This window comes from Curtobacterium sp. UCD-KPL2560 (assembly GCF_001705035.1).
In the GTDB taxonomy this organism is placed as follows: Bacteria; Actinomycetota; Actinomycetes; order Actinomycetales; family Microbacteriaceae; genus Curtobacterium.
In genome coordinates this window covers 26,590-39,198 of record NZ_MCIG01000009.1, presented here as the reverse complement: position 1 = coordinate 39,198, position 12,609 = coordinate 26,590, and the positions used below count along the sequence as shown (strand labels likewise).

Annotated in this window: 13 protein-coding genes; 8 read left to right on the top strand and 5 right to left on the bottom strand. The window is 73.1% G+C overall.

Translation table 11 applies throughout. From position 1 onward, the window contains the following. Positions 1-3: 3 nt before the first annotated feature. Positions 4-945, top strand: coding sequence for a glycosyltransferase family 2 protein (locus BEP24_RS04315; protein ID WP_065960657.1), 942 nt, complete (start codon positions 4-6; stop codon positions 943-945). A gap of 90 nt (positions 946-1,035) precedes the next feature. Here BEP24_RS04315 and BEP24_RS04310 read toward each other — a convergent pair whose 3' ends face one another. After that, positions 1,036-2,448: a glycosyltransferase gene (locus tag BEP24_RS04310; protein ID WP_065960654.1), complete on the bottom strand. Its 1,413-nt coding sequence runs from the start codon at positions 2,446-2,448 to the stop codon at positions 1,036-1,038. Between the two features lie 76 nt (positions 2,449-2,524). Between BEP24_RS04310 and BEP24_RS04305 the strand changes: the two genes are divergently transcribed. Together BEP24_RS04305 and BEP24_RS04300 are read left to right on the top strand one after the other, a co-directional pair. Then, a complete protein-coding gene (locus BEP24_RS04305; protein WP_065960652.1) occupies positions 2,525-3,646 on the top strand; it encodes a glycosyltransferase family 1 protein in 1,122 nt (373 codons plus the stop codon). Then, a complete protein-coding gene (locus tag BEP24_RS04300) occupies positions 3,643-4,494 on the top strand; it encodes a glycosyltransferase family 2 protein (protein WP_065960650.1) in 852 nt (283 codons plus the stop codon). The genes BEP24_RS04305 and BEP24_RS04300 overlap by 4 nt, the downstream gene beginning before the upstream one ends. A 91-nt stretch (positions 4,495-4,585) precedes the next feature. Here BEP24_RS04300 and rfbA read toward each other — a convergent pair whose 3' ends face one another. Both rfbA and rfbC read right to left on the bottom strand, forming a co-directional pair. Further along, the gene (rfbA, locus tag BEP24_RS04295; protein WP_065960648.1) at positions 4,586-5,449 is read right to left on the bottom strand and encodes a glucose-1-phosphate thymidylyltransferase RfbA; all 864 of its coding nucleotides are present in this window, start codon (positions 5,447-5,449) and stop codon (positions 4,586-4,588) included. A 10-nt stretch (positions 5,450-5,459) separates the two neighbouring features. Next, the gene (gene rfbC / locus BEP24_RS04290; RefSeq protein WP_065960647.1) at positions 5,460-6,068 is read right to left on the bottom strand and encodes a dTDP-4-dehydrorhamnose 3,5-epimerase; all 609 of its coding nucleotides are present in this window, start codon (positions 6,066-6,068) and stop codon (positions 5,460-5,462) included. A 91-nt stretch (positions 6,069-6,159) separates the two neighbouring features. Between rfbC and rfbB the strand changes: the two genes are divergently transcribed. The 3 genes from rfbB (at position 6,160) to BEP24_RS04275 (ending at position 9,297) form a co-directional block, all read left to right on the top strand. Continuing rightward, positions 6,160-7,146 carry a dTDP-glucose 4,6-dehydratase gene (rfbB, locus tag BEP24_RS04285; protein ID WP_065960644.1) on the top strand — a complete coding sequence of 329 codons (987 nt, stop codon included), beginning with the start codon at positions 6,160-6,162 and terminating at the stop codon, positions 7,144-7,146. A 14-nt stretch (positions 7,147-7,160) separates the two neighbouring features. Further along, positions 7,161-8,012: a dTDP-4-dehydrorhamnose reductase gene (gene rfbD, locus BEP24_RS04280; RefSeq protein ID WP_065960705.1), complete on the top strand. Its 852-nt coding sequence runs from the start codon at positions 7,161-7,163 to the stop codon at positions 8,010-8,012. A gap of 142 nt (positions 8,013-8,154) precedes the next feature. Then, positions 8,155-9,297: a glycosyltransferase family 1 protein gene (locus BEP24_RS04275; protein ID WP_065960641.1), complete on the top strand. Its 1,143-nt coding sequence runs from the start codon at positions 8,155-8,157 to the stop codon at positions 9,295-9,297. A 244-nt stretch (positions 9,298-9,541) separates the two neighbouring features. On the opposite strand, the gene purE is transcribed toward BEP24_RS04275, so the two are convergent. Together purE and BEP24_RS04265 are read right to left on the bottom strand one after the other, a co-directional pair. Continuing rightward, the gene (gene purE / locus BEP24_RS04270) at positions 9,542-10,009 is read right to left on the bottom strand and encodes a 5-(carboxyamino)imidazole ribonucleotide mutase (protein ID WP_065960703.1); all 468 of its coding nucleotides are present in this window, start codon (positions 10,007-10,009) and stop codon (positions 9,542-9,544) included. 70 nt (positions 10,010-10,079) lie between these two features. Further along, positions 10,080-11,216 carry a 5-(carboxyamino)imidazole ribonucleotide synthase gene (locus BEP24_RS04265; RefSeq protein WP_065960638.1) on the bottom strand — a complete coding sequence of 379 codons (1,137 nt, stop codon included), beginning with the start codon at positions 11,214-11,216 and terminating at the stop codon, positions 10,080-10,082. Positions 11,217-11,373: 157 nt separating this feature from the next. On the opposite strand from BEP24_RS04265, the gene BEP24_RS04260 reads away from it, so the two are divergent. Next, a complete protein-coding gene (locus BEP24_RS04260; protein WP_065960636.1) occupies positions 11,374-11,856 on the top strand; it encodes a GtrA family protein in 483 nt (160 codons plus the stop codon). 94 nt (positions 11,857-11,950) lie between these two features. Then, complete coding sequence (locus BEP24_RS04255) at positions 11,951-12,586, top strand: hypothetical protein (protein ID WP_065960635.1); 636 nt, start codon at positions 11,951-11,953, stop codon at positions 12,584-12,586. Positions 12,587-12,609: the final 23 nt, after the last annotated feature.

The window sequence follows — 12,609 nt, the reverse complement described above, 5'->3', positions numbered from 1 at the left end:
CCGGTGGCGCCTGCGGTCGAGGTCGTCGTCGTCAACTGGCGACGCGCGGACCTGACGATCGAGTGCGTCGAGTCGCTCCTCCCCCAGCTCGCGGAGGTCGACGCCGTCGTCACGGTCGTCGACAACGCGTCCGGCGACGGCTCGGTCGAGCGGCTGCGGAGCGCCCTGCCCGGGGTGCGCGTCCTGGAGAGCCCCGTCAACGGCGGCTTCGGCGCGGGTGTCGACCTCGCCGCGGGTGCCTCGACCGCCGACGTGCTCGTGCTGCTCAACAACGACGCGGTCGCGCGGCCCGGCTTCCTCCGGGCCCTGACCGCCCCGGTCCTCGACGGCAGCGTCACCGGCGCCACGACGGCCAGGATCCTCCTGCGCGCCGAGCCCGGCGAACCGGTCCGCACCAACTCGACCGGCAACGTCGTCGACCGGTCCGGCAACGGCGGCGACCGGGACTGGCTCGTCCCGCACCCCGCCGACGCCGACCCGGAGGTGTTCGGCTTCTGCGGCGGCGCCTGTGCGATCGCGATGCCGGCGTTCCGCCAGGCCGGCGGGTTCGACGAGTCGCTCTTCATGTACTACGAGGACACCGACCTCAGCTGGCGACTGCGCCGTCTCGGGCACGGCGTCCGGTTCGTCGGCGACGCGGTCGCGGTGCACCGGCACGCGTCCTCGCTCGGGACCGGGTCGGCGGGGTTCGTCACCGCCAACACGCGGAACCGCGTGGTCGTGGCGGTCAAGAACGCCCCGTGGGGCGTCGTCGCCCGCGCCGTGGCGCGGACGGTCGTCCGCACCGCCCTCGACAGCGCGGCCCGCGACCCGCGCGCACGCGACCGTGGGCGCGCCGAGCGGCACGGAATCGCCCAGGCCGTGACGCGCCTCCCGGCCGCGCTCCGCGCCCGACGCACCATCGACCGGACCGCCACCGCGCCGCGTCCCCGACTCGACGGCTGACCCGGTCGGGAGGCGCGCCCCGCCTCCGCTGGTCGCGTCCGGCCCGTCGTCGTCCCGGACGCGACGCAGTCCGCGCGCAGCGCGGCGCGGTCAGCGCTTGGAGCTGAGCCGCAGCGCCTCGCGGCGCACGCGGTCCCGGACCCGTTCCGCGACCAGGCGCGGCCCGCCCTGCCGCAGCAGCCGTGCGAAGGTCCGCACGTCGTCCAGACGGGTGCGTGCCGGTAGCGGCGGCGGGTCCTCGACCATGTTCCAGATCGGCACCTGGCTGCGCTCGGGCGCGTCCATGAAGTCGAGCAGCGGGCCGAGCACGCGCTCCCAGGTCATCGCGGTCGCGAGGTCGCGGGACGCAGCCGCCCACGCCTCGCGGGCCGGTGCGTCGCGGGCAGCCCGGACGATCGCCGCGGCCAGGGCGTCCACGTCGCCGACCGGCACGGTGATCCCGTTGCCGTGCTGCTCGACGAGGTCGGCGAACACGTCGCCCTCGCTCGTGATGATCGGCAGGCCGGCCCACAGGTAGTCGAGGTTGCGGGTGCGGAAGCTGAAGCGGGTCTCGAGCCCCGCGGGGTGCGTGGTGACCCCCACGTCGGCCTCGGCGAGGTAGCCGGCGCGCTCGTCGTAGGGCACCCACTCCTCGTTGAACACCACGTGCGTCCCGAGGATCCCGAGCTCGCGGGCCAGGCTGACCGCCTGGTCCGGGACCGCGTGTCCGTCGAGCCAGGCGTTCGGGTGCACCTTCGCCATGAAGAACAGCCGCAGCTCGGGGACCTCGTGCCGTGCGACGTCGACCGCGCGGATGAGGGTCAGCGGGTCGAACCAGTCGTAGATGCCGCCGCCCCAGACGAGGACGAAGTCGTCGGTGCCGATCCCGTCGACGACACCGCGCAGGACACCCGTCGTCGGTTCGAAGGGCTGGTCGGTGACCCCGAACGGGGCGATGCGCACGAGGTCGTCGATGCTCCCGCTGCCGTCACCCGCCGCCGCGCCGGCGCGACCGTTCACCGGGCGCACCCGACCGAGCGCGGCCAGCTGGCCGATCCAGAGGTCCCGCTGTCGGTCGTTGGCGCAGAGCACCAGGTCGGCCCGGGAGAGCTGCGCGTTGAGCTCCTTCGTCAGCTCGCTCACGACGCGGGTCTCCTCGTCGCGGTCGAAGCCGTGCTGGCGCCCGAGGAACTCCAGGTGGAACGGGTCGTAGAGGTCCATCACCTGGATCTGCGGGCGCACCGCCAACCAGGGCATCGAGGCGTAGAAGCCGCCCTGGAAGACGACGACGTCGGACTCGTCGACCAGCGCCTCGGCGTTGTCGCCGCGGAACTCGACGACGCGGAAGCCCTCGCCCTCGCGCGAGACGGACCGTGAGGACGCGATGGTCACGTGGTGGTTGCGGGCGGTGAGCGCGCGGGCGATCTCCCACGCGCGGATCGCCGGGCCGGCGAGGCGCTCGGAGATCGGCTCGCCCACGATGAGGAGCACGCGCGCGCGAGCAGGGACACGGGTTGTGGTCACCTGAGCGAGCGTAGCGGCTGGCGGGGTCCGTTATGCTTGACGCTGCCCTGCCAGCCGAGAGGAACCGTACAGCTCCATGACCGTTCCGCTGCTGATCGACGGGACGGCGGTGCCGGAACGTCTCGGGGGCGTGGGGCGCTACCTCGAGGGGCTCGTCGCCGGCCTGCACGAACTCGGTGCGCCGTTCGCGCTCGTCCTGCGCCGCGGACACGTCGAGCACTTCCGGGCGATCGCCCCGTCGGCGCGCATCACCGTGGCCCCGGACTGGATCCGTTCGCGACCGCTGCGCTTCGTCTGGGAGCAGTTCGGACTCCCCCTGCTCCGCCTGCGCGCCGGCGCCCGGGTGCTGCACTCCCCCCACTACACGTTCCCGCTCCTGGCGCACCGCACGGTCGTCACGCTGCACGACGCGACCTTCTTCACCGACCCGGGCGCGCACGTGCCGGTCAAGCGCTGGTTCTTCCGCGCCTGGACCCGCGCCGCACTCGCTCGTCGCCGCGTCTGCCTCGTGCCGAGCGCCGCGACCGCCGACGCCCTCCGCGCCCACGTCCGACCGGTGCGGGCCGAGCTCGCGGTGGCACACCACGGCGTCGACCGCCGGGTCTTCCACGAGCCGAGCGACGCCGACGTCGCGGCCGCGGCAGCCGAGGTCGGCCTCGACCGCGGGCGCGGGTGGATCGCGTTCCTGGGGACGATCGAACCGCGCAAGAACGTCGGCCCGCTCGTCGAGGCCCACCGCCGGCTCCGTCGCGACCACCCGGGCACGCCCGACCTCGTCGTCGCGGGACAGCGCGGGTGGGACCCGGTCGCGGCCGCCGCCCTCGACGCCGTGGGGCCGCAGGACGGCGTGCACGAGGTCGGCTACCTGCCCGTCGAGACCCTGCCCGGTCTGCTCGGCGGCGCCACGGTCGTGGCCTACCCGAGCTCCGCCGAGGGCTTCGGGCTGCCCGTGCTCGAGGCGATGGCGACGGGCGCGTGCGTGCTGACCACCGACCGCACCGCACTGCCCGAGGTCGGCGGCGACGCGGTCGCGTACACCGAACCCGACGCGGCAGCGATCGCCGAGGCGCTCCGCTCGCTCCTCGCCGACCCCGACCGCCGCGACGCACTCGGCACGGCAGCGGTCACCCGCGCCGCCGGGTTCACCTGGGCCGCGACCGCGCGCGCCCACCTCGACGCCTTCCGGAGCGCGCGATGAGCCGCGTCGCCGTCGTCACCGTCGCGTACGACTCGACCGACGCCCTCGACGGCTTCCTCGCGAGCGTGCGCGCGTCCGACGGGTACGCCGACGTCGACGTGGTCGTGGTCGACAACGCCTCGTCGGAGCAGGCCGCCGAGCGGGCCGTCGCCGAGCGCCACGGTGCCCGGTTCGTCGACCTGCCCGACAACCGCGGCTACGGCGGCGGTGTCGCGGCGGGCGTGGCGACGCTCGGCGCCGACGTCGAGTACGTGCTCGTGTCCAACCCGGACGTCGAGGTCACCCCCGGTGCGATCGGAACACTCGTCGAGGCGGCGACCCGGACCCCGGACGGCGCCGTCTTCGGCCCGCGCATCATCGACGCCGACGGCGAGGTGTACCCGTCGGCGCGGAACCTGCCGTCGATCCGGACCGGGATCGGGCACGCCGCGTTCGGACGGATGTGGCCGGGCAACCCGTGGTCGGTGCGGTACAAGGCCGAACGTGACACCGACCGCGAGCGCGACGCCGGGTGGCTCTCCGGGGCGTGCCTGCTCGTCCGGCGGGACCGCTTCGCGGCGCTCGGCGGGTTCGACGAGGGCTACTTCATGTACTTCGAGGACGTCGACCTCGGCGCCCGCGTCACCGAGGCCGGCTGGGCGAACCGGTACGTCCCGAGCGCCGTCGTCACGCACAGCGGCGCGCACTCGACGGCCCGCAACGTGAAGCGGATGGAGCGCGAGCACCACAGGAGCGCCTACCGCTTCCTGTCCCGTCGGTACGACGCGTGGTGGCTCGCGCCCCTGCGGCTCGTGCTCCGCGTCGGGCTCACCGCACGCGCGCGCTGGGTCACCCGCGGGCAGCGCTGACCCCGTCCCGACGCCTCCGGCACGTGCAGGACGCCCCGGCCTCGTCGAGGCCGGGGCGTCCCGTGTCAGGTGTCCTGTCGGACGGTCGCGGTCAGCGGCCGAGGAGTCGACGCAGGTACACGCCGTACCCGCTCTTGACCAGCGGCGCGGCGATCTGCGCGAGCGCGTCGTCGTCGATCCAGCCGTTGCGCCAGGCGATCTCCTCGATGCAGCCGATCTTGCTGCCCTGGCGGTCCTCGATGACCTTGACGTACTCGGACGCCTGCATCATCGACTCGAACGTGCCGGTGTCCAGCCACGCCGTGCCACGGTCCAGGACCTGCACGCTCAGGGAGCCGTCCTCGAGGTAGCGCTCGTTGACCGTCGAGATCTCGAGCTCGCCGCGCGCGCTCGGCTCGATCGTCTTCGCGATCTCGACGACGCGGTTGTCGTAGAAGTACAGACCGGGCACCGCGTAGTCGGACTTCGGCTGCTCCGGCTTCTCCTCGATGGACAGCGCGCGGAACTCGTCGTCGAACTCGACCACGCCGTACGCGGTCGGGTCGGCGACCTGGTACGCGAAGATCGTGGCGCCGGCCACCTCGGTGTTCTTCCGCAGGTTCGTGCCGAGGCCCGTGCCGTGGAAGATGTTGTCGCCGAGGACGAGCGCGACGCTGTCGTCGCCGATGAACTCCTCGCCGATGACGAACGCCTGCGCGAGACCGTCGGGCGAGGGCTGGACGGCGAACTCGATCGTCATGCCGAGGTGCGAGCCGTCGCCGAGCAGGGCGCGGAACTGCTCGTTGTACTCCGGCGTCGTGATGACCAGGACCTCGCGGATGCCCGCCATCATGAGCGTCGACAGGGGGTAGTAGATCATCGGCTTGTCGTAGATCGGCATCAGCTGCTTGCTGATGCCCTTCGTGATCGGCCAGAGACGCGTGCCGGAACCCCCGGCGAGGATGATGCCCTTCACGGGGACCCCTTTACTGCTTCGTCCGGAGGGACTCGGTGTACGCGACGCACTCCTCGTACGTCGGCAGCAGGCCCTGCTCGGCGGCCTGCTCGAGCGTCGGTGCGCTCGTGTCCTTCTCGGACAGGACGGGCTCGCCGATGCCGCTCGGGAGCTCGAGACCGACGGTCGGGTCGAGGATGCTGATCCCCTTCTCGCGCTGCGGGTCGTAGTGGGCGCTGACGAGGTAGTTGACCGTGGACTGGTCCTCGAGGGCGACGATCGCGTGACCGAGGCCCTCGGACAGGTACACCGCCCGGCGGTCGACGTCGTCGATGCGCACGGAGTCCCACTGGCCGAACGTCGGCGAGCCGACCCGGATGTCGACGATGTAGTCGATGAACGCCCCGCGGACGGCCGTGACGTACTTCGCCTGGCTCGGCGCGACGAGCGCGTAGTGGATCCCGCGCGCGACCCCGCGCGCCGAGATCGACATGTTCACCTGGCGGAGGTCGAGCGGGTGTCCCACGGTGTCCTCCAGCACGTCGGCACGGTACGCCTCGAGGAAGGCCCCCCGTGCGTCGCCGTGCTGGACGGGGGTGAACTCCCACGCGCCTTGGATCTTCAGTTCGCGGATCTGCACCCGGACACCCTAGCAACCGGCCGTCGGTGCGGACACGCTCCCGCTAGACTGCCCGCCGACCGTCGAACCGATCACTGTTAGGAACAAGCGCGTGAAGATCCTCGTCACCGGAGGGGCCGGCTTCATCGGCTCGAACTTCGTCCGCAGAACCCTCGAGGACGCCTACGCCGGCCTCGAAGGGGCCGAGGTCGTCGTCTACGACGCCCTGACCTACTCGGGCAACCTCGAGAACCTGGCACCGGTGGCCGACTCGCCGCGCTACTCCTTCGTGCAGGGCGACATCCGCGACGCCGCGAAGCTCGACGAGGTCGTCCCGACCGTCGACGCGATCGTGCACTTCGCCGCCGAGTCGCACGTCGACCGCTCGGTCCGCGACTCCGGCATCTTCGTCGAGACGAACGTCGTCGGCACCCAGCGCCTGCTGGACGCGGCGCTGCGCCACGGCACCGAGCGCTTCGTGCACGTCTCCACCGACGAGGTCTACGGCTCGATCAGCGAGGGCTCGTGGGACGAGGAGCGCCCGCTCGAGCCGAACTCGCCGTACTCGGCGTCGAAGGCCGGCAGCGACCTGCTCGCGCGGAGCTACCACCGCACCCACGGGCTGAACCTCTCGATCACGCGCTGCTCGAACAACTACGGGCCGTACCACTTCCCCGAGAAGGTCATCCCGCTCTTCGTGACGAACCTGATCGACGACCGCCACGTGCCGCTCTACGGCGAGGGCGACAACATCCGCGACTGGCTGCACGTCGACGACCACACGCGTGGCATCGCGATGGTGCTCACCCGCGGTCGCGCCGGCGAGATCTACAACATCGGCGGCGGCACCGAGCTGACGAACAAGGAGCTCACCCAGCTGCTCCTCGACGCCACCGGCAAGGACTGGTCGTACGTCGACCGCGTCCAGGACCGCCTCGGCCACGACCTCCGCTACTCGGTCGACATCTCGAAGATCCAGGCCGAGCTCGGCTACGAGCCGCAGGTGCCCTTCGAGCAGGGCCTCGCGGACGTCGTGCAGTGGTACCGCGACAACCGTTCGTGGTGGGAGCCGCTGAAGGAGCGGGCCGCGCTCGCGTGAGTCGGACCGACACCATGACGCGGTACCTCATCACCGGCGCGAGCGGCATGCTCGGCCAGGACCTGCAGCACGCCCTCGCGGGTGAGTCGGTGACGGCCCTCGGCCGGGCCGACCTGGACGTCACCGACGCGGACGCGGTCGACGCGGCCGTCGCCGGGCACGACGTCGTCATCAACTCGGCCGCGTACACCAAGGTGGACGACGCCGAGACGCACGAGGACGACGCGCACGCGGTCAACGCCACCGGGCCCGAGCTGCTCGCCCGTGCGGCGGTACGACACGGTGCGCGACTGATCACCGTGTCGACCGACTACGTCTTCGACGGCCACGGCACCGCGCCCTACGCCGAGGACGCGCCGACCGACCCGATCAACGCCTACGGCCGTACCAAGGCCGACGGCGAGCGCCTGGTGCGCGAGATCGCACCGGACTCGTCGTACGTCGTGCGGACCGCGTGGATCTACGGCGCGCACGGGCCGAACTTCGCCGCGACGATGCTCCGGCTCGCCGCCTCGCACGAGACCGTCAGCGTCGTGACCGACCAGGTCGGGCAGCCGACGTGGACCGGCGACCTCGCGGCCCGGATCGTCGAGCTCGCCCGCTCGGACGCTCCCGCCGGGATCTACCACGGCACGAACGCGGGCCAGGCGTCCTGGTTCGACTTCACCCGGGCGATCTTCGCCGAGAACGGTCTCGACCCGGAGCGCGTGCTGCCGACCGACAGCGGCGCCTTCGTGCGTCCCGCCGCCCGGCCCGCGTACAGCGTCCTCGGGCACGAGGGCTGGGCGCGCGCGGGCATGGCACCGATGCGCGACTGGCGCGAGGCACTGACCGCGGCCGTCCAGGCCGGCGCGCTCAGCCGTTGACCGACCCGTACCCGGCCCGTCGCCGCGCGACGGGCCGGGTGCGCCCCCGCGACCCGGCCCCGAGCCTCCAGACCGCCCCTGGTAGTGTCGGGGCCCGACGGGCCGCGCCGCCGGTCGGTCCGCCCCGGAAGGAACCACCCGAATGACGACCCTCCGCATGATCGTGGACCAGGTGATCGCCCCGGTCCCCGGCGGGATCGGCCGCTACGCGGAGGAACTCACCCGGCAGCTCATCGCCACCGCACCGTCCGGCTGCGAGGTCGAGGGCATCGTGTCCGCGTGCTCGCCGGCCGACCTCGAGCGCATCACGACGCTGCTCCCCGGGCTGACCGAGCTGCAGCGGCTCGCGCTCCCCCGCCGCGAGCTCTCGCTGGCGTGGCAGGCCGGGATCGTCGGCTCCGCCGCGCAGGGCCTGGTGCACGCGCCGAGCGTGCTCGCTCCCCTCGTCCGGCACGACCGCGTGGCCGAGCCCGGCCGACAGGTCGTCGTCACGGTGCACGACACGGTGCCGTGGACGCACCCCGAGACGCTCACGCCCCGCGGCGTGCACTTCCACAAGGCGATGGTGCACCGTGCGTGGAAGCACGCCGACGCCGTCGTCGTGCCGACCCACGCGGTCGCCGCAGCCCTCAACGAGATCCGGCGCTTCGACGACCGCCTCCGGGTGATCGGCGGCGCCCCGAGCCCGCGACTGCAGGTGCCCGTCGACGCCGACGTGCGCGCCGAGCGCCTCGGGCTGCCGGAGCGCTACGTGCTCGCGGTCGGGACGCTCGAACCGCGCAAGGGCCTCCGGCACCTGATCACCGCCATGGCCCACCCGGACGCACCCTCGGACGTGCCGCTCGTCATCGCCGGGCCGGACGGCTGGGGCGACGTCGACGTGTACGGGCTCGCCGAGGCGGCAGGGCTCCCCCGCGAGCGCCTGCTCGTGCTCGGCCGGCTGTCGGACGCCGACCTCGCCGTCGCCTACGACCGGGCAACGGTGTTCGTGTTCCCGAGCCTCGCCGAGGGGTTCGGCCTGCCGGTCATCGAGGCGATGCACTTCGGCACCCCGGTCGTGCACTCGGACGACCCCGCGGTGCGCGAGGTCGCCGCGGACGCGGGCGTCACCGTCGAGCGGGACCCGCGGGACTCCTACCCGGAGCGGCTCGCGCAGGCGGTCTACCAGGTCGTCAGCGACCGGGTGCTCGCGGACCGGATGGCGATCGCCGGGCCGGACCGGGCGCGCATGTACGACTGGCGGGACAGCGCCGTCGCGACCTGGCAGCTGCACGCGGACCTGTAGGCGCGCCGACCGCTCGGCGCGCGGACGGATCGGCGCGGTCGCTGCGGCGGGTGCTCCGTCTGGTGGCCGCCCCTGCGGCGGACGGTCCGTCTGGTGGTCGCCCCTACGGCGGACGGTCCGTCCGGTGGTCACCGGGTCCCGGCCGGGAGGCGCGGGGCGGCCCCGCCGTGCGGCCTGCGCCCGGTGGGCGGTCACCCGGTGTGCGCTCGTGTCGCTGCCGAGCAGCAACCGGCGCGGGCAGCGATCAGAGCGCGTCGCGCAGGCGAGCGGCCTTCTCCTCGACGAGCTGCTCGAGTTCCGCAGCGTGTTCGGCGAGGCGCTCCGCGACGGCGGGGTCTGACGACCCGATGATGCGCGCCGCCAGCAGCCCGGCGTTCGCAGCCCCGTTGATCGCGACCGTGGCGACCGGGATCCCGGCCGGCATCTGCACGATCGACAGCAGCGAGTCGAGGCCGTCGAGGCGTGCCAGCTGCACCGGCACGCCGATCACGGGCAGGGTCGTCATCGAGGCCACCATGCCGGGCAGGTGTGCGGCACCCCCGGCCCCGGCGATCACGACGCGGATCCCCCGGCCGGCGGCGGCCCGGGCGAACCGGACCATCTTGTCGGGGGTCCGGTGTGCCGAGACGACGTCCGCCTCGAACGGGATGCCGAGCTGGTCGAGGGTGTCCGCGGCGGCCCGCATGGTGGGCCAGTCCGAGTCGGAACCCATGATGATCGAGACGAGGGGGGCGGCTGCGCTTCCGGTCACGGCACGAGCCTAGCCGAGCGCCCCGGCCGGCTCAGTCGTCGAAGTGCGCGGCGGCCGAGCGCGCCCGGTAGACGACATCCTCGAGGTCGTCACCGAGCACCGTCACGTGACCGATCTTGCGGCCGGGCCTCGGCGCCTTGCCGTAGAAGTGGTACTTCGCCTCCGGGAAGGCGGTCAGTGCGGCCGGGTAGCGCGCCGCGAGGTCGCCGTCGCCGGGCCCCCCGAGCACGTTGATCATCACGGCGGCCGGAGCATGGGCTCCCGTCGCGCCGAGCGGCAGGTCGAGCACGGCCCGCAGGTGCTGCTCGAACTGGCTCGTCGTCGCGCCGTCGATCGTCCAGTGCCCGGTGTTGTGCGGACGCATCGCCAGCTCGTTGACCAGCAGACGGTCGTCTGCGGTCTGGAACAGCTCCACGGCGAGGACGCCGGTGACGCCGAGCTCGGTCGCGATCCGCACCGCGGTCTCCTCGGCGACGTCCGCGAGTCGCCCGGCGCTGTCCGGGGCCGGGGCGAGCACCTCGGCACAGACGCCGTCACGCTGCACGGTCTCGACGAGCGGCCAGGCGACGACCTCGCCGGACGGGCGACGGGCGACGGACTGCGCGAGTTCCCGGGTGAAGGGCACGAGCTCCTCGACGAGCAGGGCCTGGTCACCGGCGGCCTCCGCGACCGCGACGAACCAGTCGGCGACGTCGGCGGGGTCCGAGACGACCCGGACGCCCTTGCCGTCGTAGCCCCCGCGCGGGGTCTTCACCACGGCACGACCCCCGTGGTCGGCCAGGAACCGGCCGAGCTCCTCGGCGTCGTGCACCGCTGCCCAGTCCGGCACGGCGATCCCGAGGTCGCTGAGGCGACGGCGCATCACGATCTTGTCCTGTGCGACCGCGAGCGGTGCCGGTCCGGGCCGGACCGCGACGCCCGCTTCCTCGAGCCGACGCAGCACGTCCTGCGGCACGTGCTCGTGGTCGAAGGTCACGACGTCGACGTCCCGCGCGAAGGCGAGCACGGTCTCGGCGTCGTGGTAGTCGCCCTCGGCGGTCGCCGCGATGGCCGCCGACATGCCCGGCCCCTCGGCGAGCACCCGGATGTCGATGCCCAGCTCCACGGCGGCCGGCACCATCATCCGTGCCAGCTGACCTCCACCGATGACCCCGACCCGCAACGCCATGCTGTGTGTTCCTTCCGTCGTCCCACCGTCCGGTGACAGCGGATTGTCTATACTGGGCAGCTGTTGTCCACGCCCGGTCGGGCGCGGACCGACCGGCAGACCCGGACAGGCCGTACCCTGCACGGTCTGCGACAACTCTACGGATCTTGGAGAGACCTTGCGGCGACTCATTGCCCAGCTCGCACGCTTCGGCATCGTCGGCGCTGTCGGCTTCGTCGTCGACTTCGGCATCTTCAACCTGCTGCGTGCCACGGTGCTCAACCCGGACGAGGTGCACTCGGGACCCTTCTGGGCGAAGGTGATCTCGACCGTCGTCGCGATCTTCGTGAACTGGATGGGCAACCGCTACTGGACGTTCCGCGACCAGCGACGGTCGGTCGCGACCCGCGAGGGCGTGGAGTTCGTCGTGGTGTCGCTCGGCGGCATGGCCATCTCCCTCGGCTGCCTCGCGATCTCGCACTACGCCCTCGGGTTCACGTCGGCCCTCGCCGACAACATCTCCGGCAACGTGATCGGCCTCGGTCTCGGCACCGCCTTCCGCTTCTGGCTCTACAAGGTGTGGGTGTACCACCCCGAGCGCGACGTCCAGACCCGCGACGAGGTGGCCGCACCGCGCGACGAGGTCGTGTCCGGCAGCTGAGCCGACGACCCCGCCAGGTCACGATCGTGTTCCGTCCGTCGACCCTCCGGCACCGCGCGTGGTGCGTCCGCGCCGACGCTGCGAGGATCGGGGCATGAGCCGATCCCGCCGTGTCCCGGTCCGCACTGTCCCGATCGTCGCCGCCCTCGGGCTCGGACTCGCACTGAGCCTCGGGCTCGCGGCCTGCACCGAGGGCGGGGACCCGGCCCCGAGCCGGAGCGCCGGTCAGTCACCGGACGGCTCGGCCACCGACGCCACCGGGCCCGACGCGACCGCGACGAGCGGCACCGGGAACGGCAGCGGCGTCGAGCACCCGGACGAGATCGACTTCTCGAAGGTCGCGGCGCAGGGCGTCGCGGCCGCCGGCGGTGGGACGGTCGTCTCGATCGCCGGATCGGGTGACTCCTGGACGGTCGTCGTCGTCGGGCCGGACGGCTCGCAGACGCAGTCGGTCGTCTCGGCGGTCCTCGACCGCGTGACGTCCGGTCCGTTCCCGAAGCAGGTCGACGCCGCGGCGCAGGCCTCGACCGTCGCACTCGCGGCAGCGGTGCAGACCGGTGCCGGGCCCGCGGCGGCAGCTGCCGAGGCCGCCGTGCCGGGCAGCGAGCTGCGCTCCCTGGTGCTCGGCGGGTCGACGGCCGCACCGGTGTGGACCGCGACCGTGGCCGACGGCTCGGCCACCAGCACGGTCAGCGTCGACGGGACGACCGACACCGCGACCGTCGGCTGAGCGGCTCCACGGCGGGCACCGGC

What these genes read in the sequence shown, in the direction of transcription:
- BEP24_RS04300 (WP_065960650.1), top strand. Translation starts at nt 3,643, where the DNA reads ATGAGCCGCGTCGCCGTCGTCACCGTCGCGTACGACTCGACCGACGCC.
- BEP24_RS04305 (WP_065960652.1), top strand. Translation starts at nt 2,525, where the DNA reads ATGACCGTTCCGCTGCTGATCGACGGGACGGCGGTGCCGGAACGTCTC.
- BEP24_RS04265 (WP_065960638.1), bottom strand. Translation starts at nt 11,216, where the DNA reads ATGGCGTTGCGGGTCGGGGTCATCGGTGGAGGTCAGCTGGCACGGATG.
- BEP24_RS04275 (WP_065960641.1), top strand. Translation starts at nt 8,155, where the DNA reads ATGACGACCCTCCGCATGATCGTGGACCAGGTGATCGCCCCGGTCCCC.
- purE (WP_065960703.1), bottom strand. Translation starts at nt 10,009, where the DNA reads ATGGGTTCCGACTCGGACTGGCCCACCATGCGGGCCGCCGCGGACACC.
- BEP24_RS04255 (WP_065960635.1), top strand. Translation starts at nt 11,951, where the DNA reads ATGAGCCGATCCCGCCGTGTCCCGGTCCGCACTGTCCCGATCGTCGCC.
- rfbD (WP_065960705.1), top strand. Translation starts at nt 7,161, where the DNA reads ATGACGCGGTACCTCATCACCGGCGCGAGCGGCATGCTCGGCCAGGAC.